Raw genomic sequence first — 25,665 nt, 5'->3', positions numbered from 1 at the left:
TTGAGTTATGGCTTCATTTTATGCTATTTTAGTAGCATGAACTTTAGTATCTTTGGTTGTTAGTTTTGTTCCTTCGTGATTAAATGAAACTGATTTTTTTACTAATAAAGTGTTACAAATGGATAAAACATCGTTATCTGGTTTTACTGATTTAGGTGGTATTAATTGATATATTTTATTAGCATATTTAATTGTTTGAGGCATTGTTATTGGAATTGTTAGTTTAGGTGTTGAAAAAGGAATTGATAAAGCTAATAAGATTTTTATGCCAGGATTATTTATTATGTTAGTTTGTATGGCAATATATTCTGGAACTTTAACTGGTGCTGGAACAGGGTTACAACATTTATTTGAACCTAATATTGCTAAATTAAAAGAAATGAAAACATGAACGAGTGCTTTTGGATCAGGTTTTTTTACTTTAAGTATTTGTACAGCGGCAATAATTATCTTTTCTGGTTATGCTCCTAAAGATCAGGATAATACTAATCAAGCTTTTATTATTGTTTTTGGTGATGTTTTAGTAGCAATGATTGCGGCGATTACAATTTTTTCTGGTATTGGAAACATTGCTGTTTTAGAAAATAAGAATTTTGAAGAAGTATTTGGTGCTGGTGAAACTTCGTTAGTGTTTAGTGTTTTTCCAAAGATATTTGCAGAAATTAATAATGTTACTTATGGTCTTGGTAATTTTCTAGGGATTATTTTCTTTTTAACGGTTTTCTTTGCTGGAATTTCATCATTAATTATGGTAACAGAGGGGGCAACATCACCGCTTCATTTAGATTTGAATGTTAAACGATTGCCAGCAACAATGATTGTTGGTGGAGTGGCGATGGTGTTAGGATTTGGTTTAGTATTTAAAAATTCAGCATTGTTAATTGATGCCATTGCTTCGTGAGTTTCTGGTTTATGACAATTAATTATTGGTATTATTGAAATTATTGGGGTATGTTTTGTTTGAAAAAAAAATTCAAATTATCTGTGATTATAATAATAAGAATTCTTGAATTAAATTAAGAAAGTTATTTAAGTTAACATTATTTGTTGTTGCACCATTAGTGTTAATAATTAGTATTATTATGAATTTCTGAGTTTTTGTTAATAACATTATTATTCAGCCCTTTATTTTTGCAGCAGTTGGTGGTATAATTGGTATAACGGTAGTTGTTATGCTTGCTTTTATATTAGCTTTTAATAAAGAGATTAAACAATTATTTCAAAAAATATGAAGTGAAAGGAAAAAAGGGTAATGTCAGGAGTAGCTATTAGTATGATGGTATTTATTTTAACAAGTTTAGTTTTAGGATTTTTATTCTTTTTGTATCGTCAATATCAATGTCAAAAGCAAACAAAAAAATGAAAGATGGTAATTAGCAATTAATTACCATCTTTTTATTTTATTTATGTGCTAAAATAAATTTTAAGAATGATGAAGGAGGTATATTTTACTAAGGATACTTTGTAAGGAAGGTTAGTTAATGAATAATTTTATATCAGTATTAAGTAGTATCATTATTGGATTAACAAGTGTGACACAAGTTGCTTCCAGTAAAATTCAATTAGTTAATCAAAAAAGTAATGTAGTATGTTTACAAACAATAAAAAACCATTGCAAATGGATATATCAAATTATGATGCTATTGTTAAAGCAATATTTGATTTTGATATTAAACCATTTAGAGATGCTAAAGTATGAACAGAATCTTATAATGCTGGTTGAAAATTTTGAAATTCAGGTTTAAAAATTGTTTTTAATAAGCAAACAGTACAAGCTACGAAAGAAGTTTTACGATTTAAAAATGTTTCTAGTTATTCGGATATAAAAAATACTTTGACAATATTTTTTAGTAAATATAATAATCTTCAACAATTAATAAAAAATCATTCACAAAACTTTCATATAATTCAAAAGGCATTTAAAGATTTTTTAATTGTTCTTTTTGATATTTTTCCGCAAGATAAAAATATTGGTATGAAATTAGCGGAAGATTATTGACCATTTTTAAGTGATTATACTCCCAACATTGCTAATTTATTTTTAAAAGAACAAGTTAGTAGTATTATGAAAGTATTAAATCAGATTAATAATGTCTTTAATATGCTTAATAGCATTTTCTTTTTAGGAATACCTACTGTGATTTTAGGAGCGATTTATAAATTAGCATCAAGTTTTTTTATAAATATGATTAAGACCGATCAAGGAAAGGGAGTATATTTCTTTATTAGGTTGTATATTTATCCTGAAGGTTTTGAACCATTATAATAAATAAAAAGATTTTCTTGAAAGGTAACAGTTAGTTTAATTGTTATCTTTAAATTTAATATGAAAAATTGGTAACTTTATAATATTTACATATCTTGGAGACTGGTCAAGAAAGATTATTTTTAGCGAAAGTTTGAGAAATGTTTTATAATTAAATTCCAAACCAAGAATATTTTAGATTAAAATTTGGAGAAAGGAATTTTTATTATTTAATTTGCTTTGTATTAATTTAAATATCTTTGCACATATAAATGTCAATATATTAATAACAATTAAAAAGGAGTATACAAGATTGAAAAAATTATTAAATTTATTAAGTGCAGTAAATTTAGTTGCTATTGGGTTAATTTCAGTTGTTAGTTGTGGTAGTAGCAAATCTAAAATTAACTCAATTGCTACACCAAGATCAGCAGAAGAAACAATTGATGATGAACCGCGATTAGGTAATTCTAGCCCTAATAACTTCAAATTTGATCTAAGTAAAATTAGTCAAAAAGAAATATTATTAGATGAAACATCTAATGCTGAATTTTTAACAAAACAGTCAATTCTTGAAGCAGACATTAGTGAAAAAGTAAAAAGGGCAGTTTTAGAACTTTTAAAAGAAAATGATAATTCTTTAACTGAAAATGATTTTATCGTTGATTTTAGCCAAAATTTTCCAGTTGACATAAGAAATGTAACAAATATTAATATTAAAGCAAAGGTTAGTCAAAAAAATAATAATAACAATAATGCCGAAATAATAATAAATATTAAAAGAGGGTTTTATATAAGTGTTAAAATTATATCAATTGAATCTCCTCAAAAAATAATTGCTAATGATCCAACAAAAGTTACTAAAGAAGAATTAAAAACAGCATTATTGCCAGAAATTTTAAAAGCATTAGAAAAATTAAATTCTGTATTTTCTAATGCTGTAAATATAAAATATATAGTAATCAAAGAATTTGAAATAGAAAATCTAAGTTTTCTCCTTGATTTATCTTCTGAAAAAATATTAACAAAGTTTAATATTAGTTTTGAATTTGTAAGTCGTCTGATACTAGGTCCAGTGTTTGCTTTAAACATAAATTTAAATAATTTTAAATTACCGATGGCATTTAAAAATTAGTTAAATATAAAGAAGGATTATAAATTTTGATTTATTCTTAGAAAGAAAGGTTATAAAAGAACTTTCTTTTTATTACTTTGATTAGTTGCAAATTTTTTAGTTGAATTTTTTTAGATCTTAGAGAGCAACTTATTTAAATAAAAGTGGTTGGTTAAGAAAATTAAAAATTAAAAATCTTAAAATGATAAATTAATAATAGACTTCTTGCATAACCTATTAAAAAAATTACAAATATTTGTAAAAAGACAGTAATAGAAAAATAGACTTCTTGCGATACCTTTTTTATTAAAATATTCTTATAAAATATAATTTATGAGGATATCAAAATATGAACAATAATAAATTTAATACTCTTAATGATAAAGAATGGTTAAGATTAACAGGATTAAAAAAATCCACTTTTAATAAAATGTTAGATATTTTACAAGTAGCTGAAATAGAAAAATTTAAAAAAGGTGGTAAAACTAATAAATTATCACTAGAAAATAGATTATTGATGACTTTATCATATTGACGATAATATCAGACTTATTTTCATCTTGGTAAAAATTTCGGAATTAGTGAAGCTAATTGTTATCGCAATATCAAGTGAATTGAAGATATTTTAATTAAAAACTCTGATTTTCAACAACTTGCTGGTAAAAAAGCACTAATAAATGATTATTTTAATGATAAAACTATTATTATTGATGCTACCGAAACTCCAATCCAACGCCCAAAAAAAGACAAAAACAATCTTATTCTGGTAAAAAGAAAAAACACACCATTAAAACACAAGTAATTATCGAACAAGAAACCAGAAAAATTATTGCAACAAGTTTTTCACTTGGGAAAAAACATGATTATGCTTTATTTAAAGAATCAAAAATCCCAATTTTAAAAAATACCAAATTAATAGTTGATAGTGGTTATCAAGGAATACAAAAAATTCACAATAATGTTCTAATACCTACAAAGAAAACAAAAAAAAACCATTTAAATAAAGCACAAAAACAACATAATAGACTAGTTTCAAAAATGAGAATTATTATTGAAAATATTTTTGCTATTCTTAAAAAATTTAAAATTATGACAGAAAAATATCGTAATCGTAGAAAAATATTTGGTTTAAGATTTAATTTAATTGCCTCAATTTATAATTTGCAATTATTAATTTAACATAAAAGATTTATTTAAAATTAAAGAATTTAAATAATAAATTCATTTTTTGTTGTGGCAAAATATTAATTTTTTAGATAAAAGACATAATTAATTAAAATTATATTTTTCTATTACTGTCTTTTTACAAATATTTGTAATTTTTTAATAGGTTATGCAAGAAGTCTAATTAATATTTTTAAATTCATAGATTGCTCCGCACATTTTGGTTTTAAATTTATTAACTGTTGATTTTAAGTATTTTACAAATTCAGAATTTACAGTTCGATTAACAATATTATTCAAAGTATCGGTAAATACTTGTTTTCTAGTAATGGGATTTTGACAGTTATATGAGAATTGATAAGCCTTGATATTTAAATCATATTGATTTAGTGATTTTTCATTCAGGACATTTTTAGTTATATATTTAGAGCAATATTTTACAACCATTTCATTAGTGTTTTCACGAACTCTAATATTTTTATTAATGCCACAAGGTCAAAATTGTAAAATAATTTTATGGGGTATTTTTTCGGTGGTTAAAATATGAAAATGAATAACACCTCGTTTTTGATATTCATAGGTATACAAATACTTAATATTTTTATTTTTAACTTTAAATCAGTATTTTAATTTTTTAAAAAATTTATTTAAATCACGCTTACATTTTCTAATATCAAATTCATTAACATCAGCATAAGTAAGCGTTAAGAATGTAAGTTTTTTACAATCTCAAAAATTATGATAAGCCTTTCTAATAACATTAGATTTTGCACGAATATTGCTATTAAGCAATTTTGTATCACAATTACCCTTATTTTTTAAACCACTAGCATTACGAGTATTTGCTTTGATGCATTCTAAGGGCATAACAATATTACGAATATATTGACCGTAATAAATGGTTTTCATATAAAAATCAGTCGGATTTTAAGGTTGTAAATTCATATTTTATGCTCCAATTTTAGATTTTCGCCAGTTGTGTTATTTAATAGACTTCTTGCGATACCTTTTTTATTAAAATATTCTTATAAAATATAATTTATGAGGATATCAAAATATGAACAATAATAAATTTAATACTCTTAATGATAAAGAATGGTTAAGATTAACAGGAATAAAAAAATCCACTTTTAATAAAATGTTAGATATTTTACAAGTAGCTGAAACAGAAAAATTTAAAAAAGGTGGTAAAACTAATAAATTATCACTAGAAAATAGATTATTGATGACTTTATCATATTGACGAGAATATCAGACTTATTTTCATCTTGGTAAAAATTTCGGAATTAGTGAAGCTAATTGTTATCGCAATATCAAGTGAATTGAAGATATTTTAATTAAAAACTCTGATTTTCAACAACTTGCTGGTAAAAAAGCACTAATAAATGATTATTTTAATGATAAAACTATTATTATTGATGCTACCGAAACTCCAATCCAACGCCCAAAAAAAGACAAAAACAATCTTATTCTGGTAAAAAGAAAAAACACACCATTAAAACACAAGTAATTATCGAACAAGAAACCAGAAAAATTATTGCAACAAGTTTTTCACTTGGGAAAAAACATGATTATGCTTTATTTAAAGAATCAAAAATCCCAATTTTAAAAAATACCAAATTAATAGTTGATAGTGGTTATCAAGGAATACAAAAAATTCACAATAATGTTCTAATACCTACAAAGAAAACAAAGAAAAACCATTTAAATAAAGCACAAAAACAACATAATAGACTAGTTTCAAAAATGAGAATTATTATTGAAAATATTTTTGCTATTCTTAAAAAATTTAAAATTATGACAGAAAAATATCGTAATCGTAGAAAAAGATTTGGTTTAAGATTTAATTTAATTGCCTCAATTTATAATTTGCAATTATTAATTTAACATAAAAGATTTATTTAAAATTAAAGAATTTAAATAATAAATTCATTTTTTGTTGTGGCAAAATATTAATTTTTTAGATAAAAGACATAATTAATTAAAATTATATTTTTCTATTACTGTCTTTTTACAAATATTTGTAATTTTTTTAATAGGTTATGCAAGAAGTCTAATCAAGTAATAGTCGGCTTCGCCGACTAACCCGCTAGCGGGCGGGGCATACGCCTTCCGCACCGCTTCGCAGACCGAAGTGATTATCAATTAACTGGACAAATTTTTTTGATTTTTTGATAATTCAATTTTTTGCAAGTTAACTATTTTGGGGGTTTTTTCAAAAGTTAATTCGCAACTAAAAAATGATTTAACGTTTTCTTTTAATAGTTTATAAATTTCTTGTTGTTCTAGATTGTTATCATCAATTCATAAAGCCTTTTGTTCTCCGGTAGGCTCAAATAAGTCATTTTCATAACGCAAAAATTCGGCAGAATAACCTGACATCATAGAGCCATCTTTATTTTTAAATATTTTTCTTTTTATACTAACTAATTTAACTTTAAACATTATTATCTAAATTCCTTTTACTTTTATTTTTTAAAATTTTTTTAATATGATTAATAAATTTTTTCTCACAAGCAACATGCAAATATCGTTTATCACTAAATAGATGTAAACACCAGCGACATATTTTATAATTTATCTTTCCTTTCAAAATTTAAAAACCCTTTTCATCGCAAGAATTACAGATTCCAACTGTATTTTTATTACCAATGACATAGCTTTCGCTGTCGCATTCAATACAAAATATTACTGTCAAAAGAAAACACCCCCTAAAAGTTTGTAGAAAACAAAATCTTGTCATATGTATATGGTTTCTACAAAAAATTAGCAATCTACTATTTACACTGCCAAAATAATATACTATAATTATTTTATCAGCATTCTAGTATGTAGACTGCTAAAATAAATGGGGAGGTTTGATAAATATGCAAATTAATGAAATACCTAATTACAGCAATGATCCTAAGATTTTAGAAAAATTTGCTCGTAATTTAAATGAGATGCATATTGAAGGCAAAACTGATCCAATAATTGGTCGTGATGATGAAACCCGACGAATTATTGAAATTTTATCGCGAAAACAAAAAAATAATCCAGTACTTATTGGTGAACCCGGAGTTGGGAAAACAGCTATTATTGAAGGATTAGCACAAAGAATTGTTAAGGGTGATGTTCCTAGTAATTTAAAAAATAAAATTATTTATGAACTGGATATGTCATCAATAATTGCGGGTGCTAAATTTCAAGGTGAATTTGAAGAGCGATTAAAGGCAGTTATTAACAAAGTTAAAGCCTCAGCTGGAGAAATTATTTTGTTTATTGATGAATTGCATTTAATTGTGGGAATGGGTAAAACTCAGGGAGCAATTGATGCTTCAAATATTTTAAAACCAATGTTAGCTCGTGGTGAACTGCGATGTGTGGGAGCAACAACATTGGATGAATATCGCGAATATATTGAAAAAGATGGTGCTTTAGAACGAAGATTTCAAAGAGTTCTTATTAAAGAACCAACTGTTGATGATACAATTTCAATTTTACGCGGTTTAAAAGATCGTTATGAATCATATCATGGTGTGCGAATTCATGATAATGCTATTGTTGCTGCCGCTAATTTAGCTAATAAATATATTAGTGATCGATTTTTACCTGATAAAGCAATTGATTTAATTGATGAAGCGTGTGCCAACATTAAAACAGAAATTGGTTCAATTCCTGCTCCGCTTGATGATGTGAAGCGAAAAGTAATGCAATTGGAAATTGAAAAGGCGGCTTTATTAAAGGAAAAAGATCATAAGTCAAAGCAACGATTAGATGAATTAATTGCAGAATTAGAAAAATTGAAAGTGAAGGAAAATTCTTTAGAATTAGTTTGGAATGAAGAAAAAGCACAATTAGATGAAATTAAAAATACTAGATTACAAGTAGAACAATTAAAAACAGAATTGGAACAAACACAATTAAAAGGTAACTTTAACCGTGCCGGTGAAATTCAATATGGTTTATTACCAAAATTAGAAAAAAAATTGGATGAGATTACTAATAAAACAAAAATTAATGCATTATTAAAAGAAGATGTTACTGAACAAGATGTTGCTAATATTGTTGAAAGATGAACAGGGATTCCTGTTAGTCGCCTCGTTGAAAGTGAAAAACATAAGTTACTTAATTTGACTAAGCATTTACGAATTAGAGTTAAAGGTCAAGATGAAGTTTTACAGTTAGTAAGTAATGCAATCATTAGAGCAAGAAGTGGGATTAAAGATCCAAATCGACCGATAGGTTCATTTATTTTTTTAGGTCCTACTGGAGTTGGAAAAACTGAAGTAGCTCGTGCCCTTGGCGAATATTTATTTGGTTCGGAAAAAAATATTATTAGGCTAGATATGTCAGAATATATGGAAAAACATTCGGTAAGTAATTTGCTTGGAGCCCCTCCGGGTTATGTGGGTTATTTGCAAGGTGGACAGTTAACCGAAAAAGTACGCAGAAATCCATATAGTATTATTTTATTTGATGAGATTGAAAAGGCACATAGTGATATTTTTAATATCTTATTACAAATTTTAGATGAAGGAATAGTTAGTGATCGGCATGGTAAAATAATTGATTTTAAAAATACAATTATTATTATGACTTCAAATCTTGGTTCGGAATTTTTATTATCACCAAGAGAAGATAGTAAAGCATTGGTAATGCAAAAATTAAAAACAACATTTCGTCCGGAATTAGTTAATCGGATTGATGAAATTGTTATTTTTAATTCATTATCAGAAAAGATTATTAAAGAAATTATTGATAAAGAGTTAGCATTATTGAATGATCGTTTAGAAATGACTAAAGATATTAAATTAGTTTTTGATAATAAGGTTAAAGAAAAAATTCTTGAAGAGGGTTATGATCAGCAGTTTGGTGCCCGACCAATTAAGCGATATATTCAAAAGCATATTGAAAATTTACTTGCTAAGTCAATTATTGAAGACCATATTAAAGAAAATCGCATTTATTCGTTAACTGTTAAGAATGGTAAAATTATCATTGCTAGTAAGGAAAAGTTAAATTAATGATTGATTTTTCTAGTAATTGTTATATAATTTTATTATTGGCAGTAAACAAGATTAAGTGCTAAAAGTAGGAATGAAATTATGTTAACGATAAGACAAAAAGAAATATTGAAGTTTATTATTGATGAATATATTCAAAGTGCGCAACCAGTATCAAGTAAAATCTTAATTGAAAAGTATAAGTTACCTTATTCTTCAGCGACAATTCGTAGTGAGTGTGCGTTTTTAGAAGAGACAGGATTATTAGAAAAAACTCATGTTTCTAGTGGTCGGATACCAGCATCACTTGGTTATCGTTATTATGTTGATAATTTAATGGATGTTCGTAATGGTGATAATGATATTAAGCAACAATTAGAAAATATTTTTGCTAATCGGCAATTAGTTATTGAAGATATTATTGAACAAACAGCTGAAATATTAAGTGCGATGACTAATTTGATTACAGTAGTTATTGGTTCTAATTCGCAAGAAGATTGTTTGAAAAAAATTGAATTAGTTCCTATTAGTGAAGAAAATGCGGTTGCAATTTTTATTAGTGAAAAGGGACATGTTGTTAATAAGACTTTTAATATTAAAGATGTCACCTTGAAAGATTTAGTTTTAGCGATTGAATTATTTAATAGTCGTTTAATTGGTACAAAATTAGAAGATATTAAAGAAAAAATGCAAGCTTTACAACCAATATTGGAAAAGCAAGTTTTGAAACATGAATATATTTTACAGTCATTTATTAATACTTTAGTTAGTTTTAAAAAGCGTGAACATTCAACACATGGTCTTCAATATATGTTAGATAATCCTGAATTTAATGATGTTAATAAAATTAAAGAAATTGTCCGATTTATTGAAGATTATTCGCCTTGAAAACAGTTTATAAAAAGAGAAAAAGAACAGCAAGAATATAATCAAGAAAATATTCATATTCTTATTGGCAATGAACTAGGAAAACAAACAGATGATATTGCTGTTATTAGTACTGATTATCATACTGGTAATAAGCAAATTGGACAGTTAGCGGTAATTGGTCCTAAGCGGATTGATTATGATAAGATGTCAGAATTATTAGATTGAATATCACGCAAAATTGAAGAGAGTTTTTAAGAGAAAGGGATAAGAGATATTATGAATAATGATAAGCAAAAAGAACTTGATAATCAAAATTTAACTGATGTTAGTGGAACAACGGATGATATTACCAAATTACAATTAGAAATTACAAATTTAAAAATGTTATTAGAAGCAAGTGAGAATGATAAAATTCGTGCTTTAGCTGATTGAGATAATGCAAGAAAACAATACGATAATGACCTTAAAGAAGTTAGAAAGTATCGTTCGCAAGCAATGATTGTGCAATTATTACCAATTATGGATAATTTTGAACGAGCATTAAATGTAAAAAATGTTGGTGCTGATGTTAAAAATTTTCTTCAAGGGTTTGAAATGATGATTAATCAATTAAAAGTAATTTTAACTAATGAAGGTGTTACTGAGATTGATGTTAAAGTTGGTGATATGTTTAATAGTCATTTACATTATGCAATTGAACAAGTTGAAAGTGATAAATATCAACCAAATGAAATTACTAAAATTTTACAAAAAGGATATCATTTATATAATCGGGTTTTACGAGTTGTCACCGTACAGGTAGCAAAGGAAAAGATGATTAATAATAATGAAGGAAATCAAGAAAATATGGAAATGAAAGAGGAAAAATAAAATGGCAAAAATTATTGGAATAGATTTAGGAACAACAAATTCTTGTGTGGCATTTATGGATGGTGCTGAACCAAGAGTAATTGAAACTCCAGATGGAGCCAGAACCGCACCATCGGTAGTAGCATTTAAAAATGAAGAAATTCTTGTTGGAAATAGTGCAAAACACCAAGCAGTAGCGAATATTAATACTATTTTTTCAATTAAAAGTAAAATGGGAACTGACGAAAAAATTAATATTAATGGTAAGGACTATACACCAGAAGAAATTTCGGCAAAAATTTTAAGTTATGTGCGTGATTTTGCAGAAAAGAAACTTGGTGAAAAAATTACTAAAGCAGTAATTACGGTTCCAGCATATTTTAATAATGCACAAAGACAAGCAACAGAAAATGCTGGTAAAATTGCTGGTTTTGAAGTTGAACGAATTATTAATGAACCAACAGCAGCAGCGCTAGCATATGGTATTGATAAAGTTAATAAAGAGCAAAAAATATTAGTTTATGATTTAGGAGGCGGAACTTTTGATGTTTCAATTTTGGAATTAGCTGATGGCGTTTTTCAAGTGTTAGCAACATCAGGTGATAATAAATTAGGTGGTGATGATTTTGACCAAATAATTACTGATTGATTAGTTGCTGACTTTAAAAAAGAAACTGGTATTGATTTATCAAAAGATAAATTGGCAATGCAACGAGTAAAAGAAGCTTCAGAACAAGCTAAAAAAGAATTATCTGGTAGTTTACAAGCAACAATTTCATTATCATTTATTTCAGCTAATGAATCAGGACCCGTACATTTACAAAAAACCTTAACACGAGCAGCATTTGATAAAATGACAAGGTTATTAGTTGAACGAACTTTAAAGCCTGTTGAAAATGCATTAAATGATGCCAAATTAAAAGCTAGTGATTTAGATCAAGTTTTATTGGTGGGTGGTTCAACAAGAATTCCAGCTGTTCAAGAAGCAGTTAAAAAAATATTAGGGAAAGAACCTAATCGTAGTATTAATCCTGATGAAGTTGTTGCTTTGGGAGCTGCTATTCAAGGTGGAATTATTGCTGGTGATGTTAAAGATATTTTATTGTTAGATGTAACCCCATTGTCATTAGGAATTGAAACTTTAGGTGGTGTAATGACACCTTTGATTCCAAGAAATACAACAATTCCAACATCAAAGTCACAAGTATTTTCTACTGCTGATGATAATCAACCGGCTGTGGATATTCATGTTTTACAAGGTGAAAGACCAATGGCTAGTGATAATAAGACTTTAGGTCGTTTTCAATTATCAGGAATTGATAAGGCACCAAGAGGAGTACCACAAATTGAAGTAACATTTTCAATTGATGTTAATGGTATTGTTGCGGTTAAAGCTAAAGACTTGAAAAATAATAAAGAACAATCAATTACAATTAAATCTGATGAAGGTTTAAGTGAAGCAGATATTAAAAGAATGGTTGAAGAAGCAGAAGCTAATAAAGAAGCTGATGAAGCTCGTCGTAAAAATATTGAGTTAGTAAATAAAGCCCAAACTTATTTACATGATATTGAACGAGGAATTGAAGAAGGCAAAGAAAAAGTAACTGAAGAACAAAAAATAGCGATGAATGATATGAAAGCAGAAATTGAAAAACTGATTAAAGAAGAAGATTATGTTGGTTTAGAGAAAAAAATGACTGACTTGGAACAAATGATGATGCAAGTAGCACAGTTTATGCAACAACAAGCTAATTCTGAAGGTCCAGAAATTAATGAACAAGAAAATAATGATAAAAAAGATGATGTTATTGATGCTGAATCTAATGATTCTGGTGTTGAATCTAGAGATGAGAAGAAGTAAATTATGAATGATTCTTACTACACATTGTAGTAAGAATTATTTTATGAGCAAGGTAGGGTTAAAAAATGAACACTAAAAATAAGAGAGACTTTTATGAAATATTAGGTTTATCGCGTAATGCGAGCAATGATGATATTAAACGAGCTTATCGTAAGTTAGCTAAGCAATATCATCCTGATGTTTATAAGCAAACTGATGCTGAAGCTAAAATTAAAGAAATTAATGAAGCGTATGAGGTATTGTCTGATTCTCAAAAACGACAAATGTATGATCAATATGGCAGTGCTGACCCAAATATGTTTAGTGGTGCTCAAGGTTTTGGTAATTTTGAAGATATGTTTGGTGATATTGGTAGTGTTTTTGGTGATTTCTTTGGTGATATTTTTGGTGGTGCTCAAAGAACGCGACAACGGCATTCGCAAGCACATAAGGGCGAAGATATTTTTTATCGCGAAACTATTAGTTTAAAAGATGCAATTTTAGGAACAACGATTCAGTTTAAAGTTAATGTTAATTTTCCTTGTGATGAATGTCATCAAACAGGTGCAAAAACACCAAAAGATGTTGTGAAATGTTCAAATTGTAATGGTCGGGGGATTGAAGTTACTGAGCAAAGAACAATGTTAGGAATTATTAGACAAGAAAGACCTTGTCATTCTTGTCACGGAATTGGTGAAATTATTAAAAATAAATGTTTACAATGTAAAGGTAAAAAGTTTATTACTAAACAAGAAACCATTAGTCTTGATGTCCCGAAAGGAATTTTTTCTGGACAAAAAGTGCGTGTTCAAGAAAAGGCTCATTATGGACTTAAAGGACAATCTCGTGGTGATATTTATATTGAAATTGAAGTTCAAAAGCATGCTTTTTTTCAGCGTGATGATTTAGATTTATTAATTACGATTCCAATATCTTTTATTGATGCAATGTTAGGAGCAATCATTAAAGTTCCAACATTTGAGAAAACAGTAGAATTTAAAATTCCTTCTAAAACTAAAAATAATGCTGTTTTTACGATTCCTAAAATGGGAAGTTATCATCCTTTAAATAGTAAAAAACGCGGTGATATTATTGTTAAAATAGAAATTGCTTTTCCAAAGCATATTTCAAAACAGCAAGAAAAGATTTTACAACAGTTAAATGATGAATTAGATTTTAATCCCAACAATGAATTTATTAAAAAATTTAAATAGTTAAAAAATATCGTTAATCAACGATATTTTTTATATTTGTGCTGAAAATAATCGCACCGAGATTATTTATTTACAATATGGTTTTATAAAATATGACAAATATGTTAAAATTAAAGTGTTATTTTTTTAAAAGAAAGGATAAAGAAAAAATGGAATCAGATATTAATGAGCAGCGATTTAATGATTTGTTTCAAACTTCTTTGGAAGAAATTAAAGCAATAATTAAAGTACCTTCATTTAGTAATGGTGAAGTTAATGAACAGTATCCTTATGGAAAAAATGTTCATCAAGTATTAGAGGATGTTATTGATTTAGGTAAAAAACTTGGTTTTAAAACTAAATTAGCAATACAAAATCGTTATGGATATATTGAGTATGGTTCTGGTAAAGAATTAATTGGAATTTTATGTCATCTTGATGTTGTTCCCCCAGGTGATTTATCAAAATGAGAATTTCCTCCTTTTGAACCAACTATTAAAAATGATATTCTTTATGGTCGGGGAGTTATTGATGATAAAGGACCGGCGATTATAAATTTATTTGCTTTAAAATATTTAGTTGATGAAGGTTTTATTCCTCAGAAAAGAATTCGGTTAATTTTTGGCATTACCGAAGAAACAACATGAGATTCAATTCAGCATTATATGAATAATGAAGAAAAACCAAAATTTGCATATACTCCGGATGGTTATTTTCCGCTTGTCTATGCTGAAAAAACGATTTTAAATTTAAAAATTATTGAAAAAAATCCGCAACAAGATTTTACAATAAATGGTGGTGCAGCTTATAATGTTACTTGTGATCAAGCAGAATATCGTGGTTCACAATTAGAAACATTAATTACGGTATTAGAACAAAATAAGTTTTTATATAAAAAACAAGATAATAAGGTTATTGTTTTAGGAAAAGCTGCTCATGGTTCAAAACCACAAGAGGGAATAAATGCGGGATTACAATTAGCAATGGCATTAGCAACAATTAATAATGATAGTAAATTAGTTATGTGAATTGCACAACAATTAAGATTAGACCCCAATGCTATTAATATTTTTACTAATATTGAAGATGAATCAGGAAAGTTAACTCTTAATGTTGGTTTTATTGAAATGAATTCAAAAACTAATTTTATTGGTTGTGATTTTAGAATTCCCGTCCATACGGATGTTAATGTCATTTTAAAGAAATTAGAAGCTTCATTAGCACCATATAATTTAGTAATTGAGCAAGTTGATTTAAAAGAAAAATTATTTTTTGATAAAAACTCATTAATTGTTAAAAAATTATTAAATGTTTATCAGCAAGCAACTAATGATATGTCGCAACCGTTAGCAATTGGTGGTGGGACTTACGCTCGGAGTATGGAAAATTGTGTTGCTTTTGGGGCTATTTTTGATAGTAATACTTCAACGGAACATCAATATAATGAACAAGTTTTAATTTCAGATTTAAAAAAAGCAATGAAAATTTATATTCAAGCAATTATCGCTTTGGATAGTATATAGAAACGGAGATTTTATTTATGGAAGAAAATATAAATAGGCGGCAAAGAACTTGAAAAAAAGTTAGTAGTGGTGTTAATAAAGGAATTAATAAATCATTAAATGGTATTGAATGATTAGGAAATAAATTACCAAAACCATTTTATTTATTTATTTATTTGATTATTATTTTAATGTTAGTATCATTAATATTAAGTTATGCTTTACCTGATGGCGTTGTTTTAGAAAAATTTTATGATCGTAATACCAATAAAGTAGTTGATGAATATCAACTAAAGTTTTTTAATCTTATTGGTCGTGATGGCATTGTATGATGATTAAAAAACTTTATTAAGAATTTTATGGGTTTAGCAACAACGGGAATTGTATTGTTAACAACAGTATTTGTTGGTGTGGCTGATAAATCAGGCTTTATTGATGTTTCTTTAAGAAAAGTTGGTTCTAGTTTACCAAAAGTAATTTTAACTCCGGCTTGCATTTTTCTAGGATGCATTTCATCATTAGCCGCTGATGCTGGTTATTTAATTTTAATTCCGTTAGCAGGTACATTATATTATCGTGTCGGTAGACATCCTTTAACAGGAATGGCGGCAGTATTTGCTGGTGTTGCTGGTGGGTTTGCAACATCACTTATTCCGGGAAGTGTTGAGTTTATAATGGCTTCATTAACAAATGATTTTTTAGGTAAAGGTTCTGCTTATCAAGTAAATCCATTATCAACTTATTATTTTACATTATTACTTTTATTTGTGTTTACATTAATTGGTTGATTTATTACTGAAAAAGTTGTTGATAAAAGAATTATTGCTCATTATCCAATTGCCAAAAGAGATGATTTGCAAGTTAATAAAAATTTTCATTTAGATGATCAACAGAGAAAAGCAATGTGATTTGTTTTAGGATTTGTGATTATTTATATTATTGGAATATTATTAATGACTTTTATTCCCCAAGCACCATTTAATGGTTTTGTTAATAATATTACTAATATTACTCCTAATAAAAATTTAAAACCGGAAGACTATCAATTAACGACACACTTAGTATTAATTATTGGGTTTTTATTTTTAGGTATTGGAATAACTTATGGTTTTGCTGCCAAGACATTTAAAACTAAAGATGATATTGTTAATGCTTTAGTTATTGGATTTAAAAAAACTGTTCCAAGTTTAATTTTATTTTTAGTTATGACACAGTTTATTGCTGGTTTTGCGCAATCAGGAATTGATATTGCTTTAGGATATTATATTGGTTCGGCAATTAACTTTAATAATATAACATTAACTTTATTTGTCTTTATTGTAATCGTAACAATTATTAATTTATTTATTGGTTCAATGTCTGTTAAATGAGGGATTTTAGGGCCAATATTTGTAATGGCTTTATTAAAGTCGCAAATTCATCCAGCAGCTGCAATTGCTGCTTATCGTGTTGGTGATGCTTCAACAAATATGATTTCACCACTAATGCCATACTTTCCTTTAATAATTATTTGAGCAAAAGAATGAATTCAACCAAAACAAAAAGAGAAATTTGAAATTGGTTCAATGATGTCAATTATGTTTCCATATTCACTGTCTTTCTTATTAATGGGAACAATTATTTTTCTCCTTTGAAGTGTTACTGGACTTCCTGTTGGTGTTGATGGTCCAATTTATATTGATGTTGTTAGTAGCGGTAATATCGTTAAATCAATTATGTTACCAAAAAATTTAATTTATACTGTGCAGTCATCATTATAATATGTTATTAAAATAAAAAATTGAAGCTAGTAATTAAACAGATATTAAAAGAAAAATAAATTAATCTTGCTATTTTATTATTTCATAATATTCTTAGCAACATTAAAGATAGTCAGCTTTTTAAAAACATTTAAGAAGCTATAGCAGTTTGGGAATGTGTTCTGCAATAAAAAAATATCGTTTAAACGATTTATAAATATATTTAAAAAATTCACTAAATAATTAGTGAATTTTTTAATTAAATAGACTTCTTGCATAACCTATTAAAAAAATTACAAATATTTGTAAAAAGACAGTAATAGAAAAATATAATTTTAATTAATTATGTCTTTTATCTAAAAAATTAATATTTTGCCACAACAAAAAATGAATTTATTATTTAAATTCTTTAATTTTAAATAAATCTTTTATGTTAAATTAATAATTGCAAATTATAAATTGAGGCAATTAAATTAAATCTTAAACCAAATCTTTTTCTACGATTACGATATTTTTCTGTCATAATTTTAAATTTTTTAAGAATAGCAAAAATATTTTCAATAATAATTCTCATTTTTGAAACTAGTCTATTATGTTGTTTTTGTGCTTTATTTAAATGGTTTTTCTTTGTTTTCTTTGTAGGTATTAGAACATTATTGTGAATTTTTTGTATTCCTTGATAACCACTATCAACTATTAATTTGGTATTTTTTAAAATTGGGATTTTTGATTCTTTAAATAAAGCATAATCATGTTTTTTCCCAAGTGAAAAACTTGTTGCAATAATTTTTCTGGTTTCTTGTTCGATAATTACTTGTGTTTTAATGGTGTGTTTTTTCTTTTTACCAGAATAAGATTGTTTTTGTCTTTTTTTGGGCGTTGGATTGGAGTTTCGGTAGCATCAATAATAATAGTTTTATCATTAAAATAATCATTTATTAGTGCTTTTTTACCAGCAAGTTGTTGAAAATCAGAGTTTTTAATTAAAATATCTTCAATTCACTTGATATTGCGATAACAATTAGCTTCACTAATTCCGAAATTTTTACCAAGATGAAAATAAGTCTGATATTCTCGTCAATATGATAAAGTCATCAATAATCTATTTTTTAGTGATAATTTATTAGTTTTACCACCTTTTTTAAATTTTTCTATTTCAGCTACTTGTAAAATATCTAACATTTTATTAAAAGTGGATTTTTTTATTCCTGTTAATCTTAACCATTCTTTATCATTAAGAGTATTAAATTTATTATTGTTCATATTTTGATATCCTCATAAATTATATTTTATAAGAATATTTTAATAAAAAAGGTATCGCAAGAAGTCTATTGAAGCATTAGAATATTTAAAAATGGAAAAATTCAGTAAGATACTTACTAAGTTAAAAAATAATCTGAAGAAGAAAAACAAGTAAAGGAGTTTAAAAAATGGAAAACTTAGAAAAAATGGCTAGTTTGATCAGCGATATGTTTTATAAAGTTTTTGATTTAATTTGAACTTTAACCATTCCTGGAACAGATTATCATTAAGAGTATTAAATTTATTATTGTTCATATTTTGATATCCTCATAAATTATATTTTATAAGAATATTTTAATAAAAAAGGTATCGCAAGAAGTCTAATAAATAAAATTATTAATTTAAACATTTTCTAAACCTACCTTTTTATTCGCCGTCCATGTTGGTCAACTCACCGTCTATTTTTAGGACTATTACCACTAAATTTTTTAATTGGACCACTAGATGATTGTTTCTTAGTTCCTCAATTAGCAACTGATTTTCGATATTTTTTACGAAAACCAACTTTTGGTCGTTCAATATGAATACCTAAAATACCACCAATTACAAGATTTATCACAAGCATAATTAGTGGAAAAATAATAATACGATAAAGAATGGTTAAGATTAACAGGAATAAAAAAATCCACTTTTAATAAAATGTTAGATATTTTACAAGTAGCTGAAATAGAAAAATTTAAAAAAGGTGGTAAAACTAATAAATTATCACTAGAAAATAGATTATTGATGACTTTATCATATTGACGAGAATATCAGACTTATTTTCATCTTGGTAAAAATTTCGGAATTAGTGAAGCTAATTGTTATCGCAATATCAAGTGAATTGAAGATATTTTAATTAAAAACTATGATTTTCAACAACTTGCTGGTAAAAAAGCACTAATAAATGATTATTTTAATGATAAAACTATTATTATTGATGCTACCGAAACTCCAATCCAACGCCCAAAAAAAGACAAAAACAATCTTATTCTGGTAAAAAGAAAAAACACACCATTAAAACACAAGTAATTATCGAACAAGAAACCAGAAAAATTATTGCAACAAGTTTTTCACTTGGGAAAAAACATGATTATGCTTTATTTAAAGAATCAAAAATCCCAATTTTAAAAAATACCAAATTAATAGTTGATAGTGGTTATCAAGGAATACAAAAAATTCACAATAATGTTCTAATACCTACAAAGAAAACAAAGAAAAACCATTTAAATAAATCACAAAAACAACATAATAGACTAGTTTCAAAAATGAGAATTATTATTGAAAATATTTTTGCTATTCTTAAAAAATTTAAAATTATGACAGAAAAATATCGTAATCGTAGAAAAAGATTTGGTTTAAGATTTAATTTAATTGCCTCAATTTATAATTTGCAATTATTAATTTAACATAAAAGATTTATTTAAAATTAAAGAATTTAAATAATAAATTCATTTTTTGTTGTGGCAAAATATTAATTTTTTAGATAAAAGACATAATTAATTAAAATTATATTTTTCTATTACTGTCTTTTTACAAATATTTGTAATTTTTTTAATAGGTTATGCAAGAAGTCTAATAAAGCATAATCATGTTTTTTCCCAAGTGAAAAACTTGTTGCAATAATTTTTCTGGTTTCTTGTTCGATAATTACTTGTGTTTTAATGGTGTGTTTTTTCTTTTTACCAGAATAAGATTGTTTTTGTCTTTTTTTGGGCGTTGGATTGGAGTTTCGGTAGCATCAATAATAATAGTTTTATCATTAAAATAATCATTTATTAGTGCTTTTTTACCAGCAAGTTGTTGAAAATCAGAGTTTTTAATTAAAATATCTTCAATTCACTTGATATTGCGATAACAATTAGCTTCACTAATTCCGAAATTTTTACCAAGATGAAAATAAGTCTGATATTCTCGTCAATATGATAAAGTCATCAATAATCTATTTTCTAGTGATAATTTATTAGTTTTACCACCTTTTTTAAATTTTTCTATTTCAGCTACTTGTAAAATATCTAACATTTTATTAAAAGTGGATTTTTTTATTCCTGTTAATCTTAACCATTCTTTATCATTAAGAGTATTAAATTTATTATTGTTCATATTTTGATATCCTCATAAATTATATTTTATAAGAATATTTTAATAAAAAAGGTATCGCAAGAAGTCTAATATTGATGTTGTTAATAATGAAATCATTAATATGAATTAATATTATTATGAAAGGATACTAACTATGCGAAAAATAGTAAGTGGATGTTTAATATCCGTTATTACATTAGGAAATAGTTTTTATCAAGTAATTAATAATCATAAAATTAATGAAATTTATTCTCATAATTATTTTGAAATCTTGCAACGCGAAAAAGTTTCTTTTGACCGAAATATTGATTTTATTAACTTAATTATGCAACCTAACGATGATATTTCCGGATGGTTTACAGATATTTTAAAAGAAAATCATAAAACTAAGCTAGATAGTAATGATAAAATATTTTTAAGCAAGTGAGATAATATTTTGACTCGCAAAGCATCTAACAAGGCCACTAAAATAAAAGATGGATTGGAAACAATTGGATCATATTTTGAGTTTAATACTTTAGAAGCAATAAACAATATTTGAAACGATAATGATGAAGTTAATTGAATGCCTTTTTTTAAAATTAATACTGTAGGTGAAATGAAACAAGCGTTTATATCTTTTTTTGGGCAATTAAATTTTCTTTATGGTAAAAAATTCTTGAAAAATAGTTTAACAAAACTTCAATGAACTTATATTCAAGAATTGAATGCCTTGAATGGTATTGTTAATAAAGACGATGCTAATCAAATGATAAATTTATTACTTTTTGGTGCTGGCATTAATAAAGAAGATGCTTGAAAGTGATATCAAGGTGATTGAAATATAATTACTTATAATGGTCAAGAATTTAAAGATTATATTGTGAACCCTACTAGTGCTGCTCATAATGTTTTTGCTCATGAATATGGACACTTAGTTTCTTATTATACATATTTTAAAAATAATAATCAAAGCGGAGCATTTCATCTTTGAGAATGATTAAATAAAAAAATAAATTTTAATAATTATTTATCGCAAATGTTATTTTCATGAATTTTAGTTCCTAGTAATTATCATATTTTCCATCCGTTAGAATCTATTTGAATTGAAGAGTGATTTGGTGAGGCTTTTGCCTATTGAATGTTAACGCCGAAGCATTTACGAACTTATGGATGAGAAATATTAAATCAATATTTTATGTTAGAATTACCAAAAATTATTAAAAGTTAATTTAGTTAATTAATTTAGAAAATACTAAGAATTTTAAAATTCTTAGTATTTTTATTTATTACTATGATTTCTTGTTAATTTAAGAAATAGCAAATGCTTATTAATAAAACATTTGTTATAATAGTAAAAGTTATTACAATATTTTAAAACTGAATTAATTTGATATAATTTAATTAGTGAGGTAAGATATGAAAAATAATTTTGATATTATTAATAATACTGAATTTGATGTCACATTTTATACTGACTGGTGACATAAAATTTTAAATACAATAACTGATATGTTAAATATTGATGATGCTTTGGAATTATCGTTAAACATTATTAGTAAAGAAATGAGTTTAAAATTAAATCAAACTTATCGGCAAAAAAATTATGTTGCTGATGTGCTATCTTTTCCCGTTGAAGCAGATAATCAAAAGCTTTATGCGATGATTAATATGCGGATTTTAGGTGATATTTTTATTTGTTTTGAATTAGCACAAGAACAAGCCGATAAATACGAACATAGTTTATTGCGCGAGTTATCGTTTTTATTTTTACACGGTTTGTTGCATTTATTGGGATATGATCATCAAACTAAATCAGAAGAAGATATCATGTTTGCTTTACAAGATGAAGTATTAACAAAACTAAAAATTCCTAGAAATAAATAGAGGAGAAATTATGGAAAAAGATTATTTAAAAATATTAAAAGAGTTAAGTAATAATTCTTATAGTCCATATTCAAAGTTTCAAGTAGCAGCAATATTACAAATAAAGGATGATATAATAATTAAAGGTGTTAATCTTGAAAATGTCGCTTATGGTGAAACTATTTGTGCTGAAAGAGTAGCTTTGATGCAAGCATATACGCAAGGTTTTACAAAAGAAGATTTAATTGCCATTCATCTTTATACAAAAACAGGAATAACTCCTTGGGGTAGTTGTCGCCAAGTAATGAGTGAATTATTAACCGCAAATTGTCAAGTTTATATTTATAATGAAACAGAAATAGTTGGTACATATAAAAATGAACAATTGTTGCCGAATCGGTTTAAATCAATTAACTAAATAATATTAGGATAAAGAAATATATTTAAGATAAATTTATAGTAATGGAGCATAATTTTATGAAGGAAACAAATAGTAATTTATTATTAGTTGACATAAAAAATTTAAGTAAAAAATATCGTCAAAAATGAGCTTTACAAGATATTAATTTACAAATTTATTGTGGCGAACGAATTGGTTTAATTGGTGCTAATGGTAGTGGCAAATCAACTATTTCAGAAATTATTGCGGGAATAAGAAAGCCAACAGCAGGAGTACTTTGAAAAAAGTCAGAATTAGTTATTGGGATTCAGTTTCAAGATTCTAAATATCCGATGGGTATTACTATTTTAGATATGATTCAATATTACTTAGAAACTTTTAATATTAAATATCATTATGATGATTTAGAAAATTTATTAAAAACATATCAATTAGATGATATTAAGAAAAAACAAATTAATTCTTTATCTGGAGGTCAACAACAAAGATTAAATATTTTATTAGCGGTTATTCATAAACCGCAATTAATTATTTTAGATGAAGTATCAACAGGTTTAGATATTGAAGTTCGTGAAGATATTTTTGAATTTTTAGAAGAAAATATTGTTAAGAAAAATGTAACGATGATTTTAGTAACTCATATTATGAGTGAAGTAGAAAAGTTTTGTGAAAAAATTATTTTTTTACATAATGGTTTAATTAAAGAACAAATTACTGTTAAAGAAGTTATTGAACAATATGGTACCGTTGCTGAATATACAAAGGTAAAATTTAAATTTTATAAAGAACAAGATAAAAATAATAATTTTTCTTTAATGATTGATAATGAAAGGAAAAAAAATAATGTTCAATAACTTGCTGACAGAAAAAAGATTATTTAAAAGTTTTTTTAAACTTTTAATTCGTTATTATTCTCGCGGATATATGGCCATTAGTTATTTAATTTTTTTTCCTTTAATGATATTAATAATTGATTTCGTTGTTTTTTCCAGTGAATTACCTAATGTTGATGCTGAATTTTTATTAAGCAAAATAAAAAATATGATTGCGGGGGCATTAATGATTCAAGTAATGATTATTGGGTTTCAAATTATTTCAGGAACAATTGTTGAATTTCGTAATTCAATAATTATTAAACATTTTGGATCAATTAATATGAAACCCAGAACTTTTTTCTTAACTGTTATTTTATTTGGTTGTATTTTAAGTTTGTTTACAATTTTAATAACATTATTTTGAACTATCATTATTTTTGGGCGTCAATTTAATATTAGTGAACTTTTAAGTTTTATTAATTTACCAGTTATTGGTTATTTAATATTTTCTATTATTATTAGTATTAGTTTTGGAGTTTTATTAGCAACATTTTTTAAAACTCAAAAACAACATATGTTAATTTCTAATGCTTTATTTTTACCAATGATGCTTTTTAGTGGCGTATTTTTATCAAATTTAAATTTTGATAAGAATTTAATTTTTAAGATTTTTAGTTATTTATCAATTTTTAAATATCCAAGTAGTCTATTAATGAATAATATTGCTAACAATAGTATCTTATCCAACACAAATTTTATTATTAATATTTTAGTTTCTAGTGCCTTGCCCTTAGTATTTATTGGCGTTGCAATTAAATGGTGAAAATGATATGAATAATAATTTTCGTTCTGGTTTTATTGCCATTGTTGGTGAACCAAATGTTGGTAAATCTACTTTATTAAATACTTTAATGTTAAAAAAAATTGCTATTGTTAGTAATAAACCGCAAACAACAAGAAATCGAATTCAAGGAATTTTGATTACCGATGATTATCAAATAATTTTTATTGATAGTCCAGGAATTCATAAGTCTACTAATGAATTAGGAAAAAGTTTAAATCGGGTGGCAATGCAAAGTACTAAAGGTGTTGAAGGTATTTTATGATTAGTTAATAGTTATGAAGAAATTTCATTAACACATCAATATATATATAAGTCTTTGCAGGAACGAGAAGTACCAATTTTTTTAGGATTGACAAAAATTGATTTAATTACTTCTGAGCAATTAGAGCAAAAAATTAAATTATGAAATGAACGATTTAATGTTCAAGAAATTATTGGTATTAGTTGTTTAAAAAATATTAATATTAGTTTTTTATTAAATAAACTGATGATGACATTACCGCTTGGACCACAGTATTTTCCTAAAAATATGTTTCAAGATCAACAAGAAGATTTTTTTGTTAAAGAAATTATTCGTGAGAAAATTCTCTTATTAACTCATCAAGAAGTACCACATGGTGTTGCAATTTTAATTGAGGAATTTAAAAAAGAAAGAACAAAAAAAATTATTCGTGTAATTGCTACTATTGTTGTTGAAAGAGATTCGCAAAAAGGAATTTTAATTGGTAATGGTGGTAAAATGATTAAAAATATTGGTTCGCAAGCAAGAATTGAATTAGAAGAAATTTTTGCAACCCAATTTTATTTAGAATTATTCGTTAAAGTAATAAAAAAATGAAGAGATAGTCCTAACATATTAGCAAAATTAGGTTATGGTAAAAAATAAAGGAAATAAAG

31 protein-coding genes are annotated in these 25,665 nt (G+C 25.9%); 24 read left to right on the top strand and 7 right to left on the bottom strand.

Going from position 1 to position 25,665, the window contains the following annotated elements; translation table 4 throughout:
• Positions 1-7: 7 nt before the first annotated feature.
• The 7 genes from AACK86_RS03260 to AACK86_RS07455 all read left to right on the top strand — a co-directional run bounded on the left by AACK86_RS03260 (position 8) and on the right by AACK86_RS07455 (position 4,538).
• Positions 8-994, top strand: coding sequence for a sodium-dependent transporter (locus AACK86_RS03260; protein WP_338981209.1), 987 nt, complete (start codon positions 8-10; stop codon positions 992-994).
• Entirely contained in the window at positions 957-1,253 is a 297-nt protein-coding gene (locus AACK86_RS03255; RefSeq protein WP_338981206.1) for a hypothetical protein, read from the top strand. The genes AACK86_RS03260 and AACK86_RS03255 overlap by 38 nt, the downstream gene beginning before the upstream one ends.
• On the top strand, positions 1,253-1,384 hold the full coding sequence (locus AACK86_RS03250; RefSeq protein WP_338981205.1) for a hypothetical protein: 132 nt from the start codon (positions 1,253-1,255) through the stop codon (positions 1,382-1,384). The genes AACK86_RS03255 and AACK86_RS03250 overlap by 1 nt, the downstream gene beginning before the upstream one ends.
• Before the next feature lie 204 nt (positions 1,385-1,588).
• Positions 1,589-2,266 carry a hypothetical protein gene (locus tag AACK86_RS03245; RefSeq protein ID WP_338981204.1) on the top strand — a complete coding sequence of 226 codons (678 nt, stop codon included), beginning with the start codon at positions 1,589-1,591 and terminating at the stop codon, positions 2,264-2,266.
• A 292-nt stretch (positions 2,267-2,558) separates the two neighbouring features.
• A complete protein-coding gene (locus tag AACK86_RS03240) occupies positions 2,559-3,380 on the top strand; it encodes a lipoprotein (protein WP_338981202.1) in 822 nt (273 codons plus the stop codon).
• 328 nt (positions 3,381-3,708) lie between these two features.
• Entirely contained in the window at positions 3,709-3,900 is a 192-nt protein-coding gene (locus AACK86_RS07460; protein WP_422398204.1) for a hypothetical protein, read from the top strand.
• Between the two features lie 245 nt (positions 3,901-4,145).
• A complete protein-coding gene (locus AACK86_RS07455) occupies positions 4,146-4,538 on the top strand; it encodes a transposase (RefSeq protein WP_422398338.1) in 393 nt (130 codons plus the stop codon).
• A gap of 165 nt (positions 4,539-4,703) precedes the next feature.
• Here AACK86_RS07455 and AACK86_RS03230 read toward each other — a convergent pair whose 3' ends face one another.
• Positions 4,704-5,432 carry a rolling circle replication-associated protein gene (locus tag AACK86_RS03230; RefSeq protein ID WP_338981200.1) on the bottom strand — a complete coding sequence of 243 codons (729 nt, stop codon included), beginning with the start codon at positions 5,430-5,432 and terminating at the stop codon, positions 4,704-4,706.
• A gap of 148 nt (positions 5,433-5,580) precedes the next feature.
• Here AACK86_RS03230 and AACK86_RS07450 point away from each other — a divergent pair, with 148 nt between their 5' ends.
• Positions 5,581-6,033 (top strand): transposase family protein, encoded by a 453-nt coding sequence (locus tag AACK86_RS07450; RefSeq protein WP_422398203.1) that lies wholly within the window; start codon positions 5,581-5,583, stop codon positions 6,031-6,033.
• Positions 6,018-6,410 carry a transposase family protein gene (locus tag AACK86_RS07445; protein ID WP_422398306.1) on the top strand — a complete coding sequence of 131 codons (393 nt, stop codon included), beginning with the start codon at positions 6,018-6,020 and terminating at the stop codon, positions 6,408-6,410. The genes AACK86_RS07450 and AACK86_RS07445 overlap by 16 nt, the downstream gene beginning before the upstream one ends.
• Before the next feature lie 258 nt (positions 6,411-6,668).
• On the opposite strand, the gene AACK86_RS03220 is transcribed toward AACK86_RS07445, so the two are convergent.
• Positions 6,669-6,968, bottom strand: coding sequence for a hypothetical protein (locus AACK86_RS03220; protein ID WP_338966992.1), 300 nt, complete (start codon positions 6,966-6,968; stop codon positions 6,669-6,671).
• A 422-nt stretch (positions 6,969-7,390) separates the two neighbouring features.
• Between AACK86_RS03220 and AACK86_RS03215 the strand changes: the two genes are divergently transcribed.
• The 7 genes from AACK86_RS03215 to AACK86_RS03185 all read left to right on the top strand — a co-directional run bounded on the left by AACK86_RS03215 (position 7,391) and on the right by AACK86_RS03185 (position 17,522).
• Positions 7,391-9,529, top strand: coding sequence for an ATP-dependent Clp protease ATP-binding subunit (locus AACK86_RS03215; RefSeq protein ID WP_338981196.1), 2,139 nt, complete (start codon positions 7,391-7,393; stop codon positions 9,527-9,529).
• Positions 9,530-9,610: 81 nt separating this feature from the next.
• Positions 9,611-10,633, top strand: a complete 1,023-nt coding sequence (gene hrcA / locus AACK86_RS03210; protein WP_338981194.1) for a heat-inducible transcriptional repressor HrcA — start codon at positions 9,611-9,613, stop codon at positions 10,631-10,633.
• Positions 10,634-10,654: 21 nt separating this feature from the next.
• The gene (locus tag AACK86_RS03205) at positions 10,655-11,248 is read left to right on the top strand and encodes a nucleotide exchange factor GrpE (RefSeq protein WP_338981192.1); all 594 of its coding nucleotides are present in this window, start codon (positions 10,655-10,657) and stop codon (positions 11,246-11,248) included.
• A gap of 1 nt (position 11,249) precedes the next feature.
• Positions 11,250-13,088 carry a molecular chaperone DnaK gene (gene dnaK / locus AACK86_RS03200; RefSeq protein ID WP_338982642.1) on the top strand — a complete coding sequence of 613 codons (1,839 nt, stop codon included), beginning with the start codon at positions 11,250-11,252 and terminating at the stop codon, positions 13,086-13,088.
• Positions 13,089-13,153: 65 nt separating this feature from the next.
• Positions 13,154-14,281, top strand: coding sequence for a molecular chaperone DnaJ (gene dnaJ, locus AACK86_RS03195; RefSeq protein WP_338982640.1), 1,128 nt, complete (start codon positions 13,154-13,156; stop codon positions 14,279-14,281).
• 149 nt (positions 14,282-14,430) lie between these two features.
• Complete coding sequence (locus AACK86_RS03190) at positions 14,431-15,783, top strand: Sapep family Mn(2+)-dependent dipeptidase (RefSeq protein WP_338982638.1); 1,353 nt, start codon at positions 14,431-14,433, stop codon at positions 15,781-15,783.
• 17 nt (positions 15,784-15,800) lie between these two features.
• Entirely contained in the window at positions 15,801-17,522 is a 1,722-nt protein-coding gene (locus AACK86_RS03185; RefSeq protein WP_338982636.1) for an AbgT family transporter, read from the top strand.
• Between the two features lie 412 nt (positions 17,523-17,934).
• Here the strand turns inward: AACK86_RS03185 and AACK86_RS07440 are convergent, their stop codons facing one another.
• The 3 genes from AACK86_RS07440 to AACK86_RS03175 all read right to left on the bottom strand — a co-directional run bounded on the left by AACK86_RS07440 (position 17,935) and on the right by AACK86_RS03175 (position 19,362).
• Positions 17,935-18,327 (bottom strand): transposase family protein, encoded by a 393-nt coding sequence (locus tag AACK86_RS07440; RefSeq protein WP_422398306.1) that lies wholly within the window; start codon positions 18,325-18,327, stop codon positions 17,935-17,937.
• Entirely contained in the window at positions 18,312-18,764 is a 453-nt protein-coding gene (locus AACK86_RS07435) for a transposase family protein (protein ID WP_422398298.1), read from the bottom strand. The genes AACK86_RS07440 and AACK86_RS07435 overlap by 16 nt, the downstream gene beginning before the upstream one ends.
• Before the next feature lie 397 nt (positions 18,765-19,161).
• Positions 19,162-19,362 carry a hypothetical protein gene (locus AACK86_RS03175; protein ID WP_338982634.1) on the bottom strand — a complete coding sequence of 67 codons (201 nt, stop codon included), beginning with the start codon at positions 19,360-19,362 and terminating at the stop codon, positions 19,162-19,164.
• Between the two features lie 80 nt (positions 19,363-19,442).
• Here AACK86_RS03175 and AACK86_RS07430 point away from each other — a divergent pair, with 80 nt between their 5' ends.
• Positions 19,443-19,814, top strand: coding sequence for a helix-turn-helix domain-containing protein (locus tag AACK86_RS07430; protein ID WP_422398297.1), 372 nt, complete (start codon positions 19,443-19,445; stop codon positions 19,812-19,814).
• Positions 19,799-20,191 carry a transposase gene (locus AACK86_RS07425; protein ID WP_422398350.1) on the top strand — a complete coding sequence of 131 codons (393 nt, stop codon included), beginning with the start codon at positions 19,799-19,801 and terminating at the stop codon, positions 20,189-20,191. Before AACK86_RS07430 ends, AACK86_RS07425 begins: the two co-directional genes overlap by 16 nt.
• Positions 20,192-20,304: 113 nt before the next feature.
• Here AACK86_RS07425 and AACK86_RS07420 read toward each other — a convergent pair whose 3' ends face one another.
• Positions 20,305-20,448 (bottom strand): hypothetical protein, encoded by a 144-nt coding sequence (locus AACK86_RS07420; protein WP_422398354.1) that lies wholly within the window; start codon positions 20,446-20,448, stop codon positions 20,305-20,307.
• Positions 20,433-20,885 carry a transposase family protein gene (locus tag AACK86_RS03165; RefSeq protein WP_338982632.1) on the bottom strand — a complete coding sequence of 151 codons (453 nt, stop codon included), beginning with the start codon at positions 20,883-20,885 and terminating at the stop codon, positions 20,433-20,435. The genes AACK86_RS07420 and AACK86_RS03165 overlap by 16 nt, the downstream gene beginning before the upstream one ends.
• Before the next feature lie 133 nt (positions 20,886-21,018).
• Here AACK86_RS03165 and AACK86_RS03160 point away from each other — a divergent pair, with 133 nt between their 5' ends.
• The 6 genes from AACK86_RS03160 to era all read left to right on the top strand — a co-directional run bounded on the left by AACK86_RS03160 (position 21,019) and on the right by era (position 25,654).
• Positions 21,019-22,074 (top strand): hypothetical protein, encoded by a 1,056-nt coding sequence (locus AACK86_RS03160; protein WP_338982630.1) that lies wholly within the window; start codon positions 21,019-21,021, stop codon positions 22,072-22,074.
• A 188-nt stretch (positions 22,075-22,262) separates the two neighbouring features.
• The gene (ybeY, locus tag AACK86_RS03155; RefSeq protein ID WP_338982628.1) at positions 22,263-22,730 is read left to right on the top strand and encodes an rRNA maturation RNase YbeY; all 468 of its coding nucleotides are present in this window, start codon (positions 22,263-22,265) and stop codon (positions 22,728-22,730) included.
• Positions 22,731-22,740: 10 nt separating this feature from the next.
• Positions 22,741-23,127 (top strand): cytidine deaminase, encoded by a 387-nt coding sequence (cdd, locus tag AACK86_RS03150; RefSeq protein WP_338982626.1) that lies wholly within the window; start codon positions 22,741-22,743, stop codon positions 23,125-23,127.
• A gap of 59 nt (positions 23,128-23,186) precedes the next feature.
• Positions 23,187-23,963, top strand: a complete 777-nt coding sequence (locus AACK86_RS03145; RefSeq protein ID WP_338982624.1) for an ABC transporter ATP-binding protein — start codon at positions 23,187-23,189, stop codon at positions 23,961-23,963.
• On the top strand, positions 23,953-24,762 hold the full coding sequence (locus AACK86_RS03140; protein ID WP_338982622.1) for an ABC transporter permease: 810 nt from the start codon (positions 23,953-23,955) through the stop codon (positions 24,760-24,762). The genes AACK86_RS03145 and AACK86_RS03140 overlap by 11 nt, the downstream gene beginning before the upstream one ends.
• A complete protein-coding gene (gene era / locus AACK86_RS03135) occupies positions 24,725-25,654 on the top strand; it encodes a GTPase Era (RefSeq protein WP_338982620.1) in 930 nt (309 codons plus the stop codon). Before AACK86_RS03140 ends, era begins: the two co-directional genes overlap by 38 nt.
• Positions 25,655-25,665: the final 11 nt, after the last annotated feature.

This window comes from Spiroplasma endosymbiont of Eupeodes luniger, assembly GCF_964019525.1.
Classification (GTDB): Bacteria; Bacillota_I; Bacilli_A; order Mycoplasmatales; family Nriv7; genus Nriv7.
The sequence above is the reverse complement of the archived record's forward strand: the minus strand, read 5'-3'. Positions and strand labels throughout refer to the sequence as shown.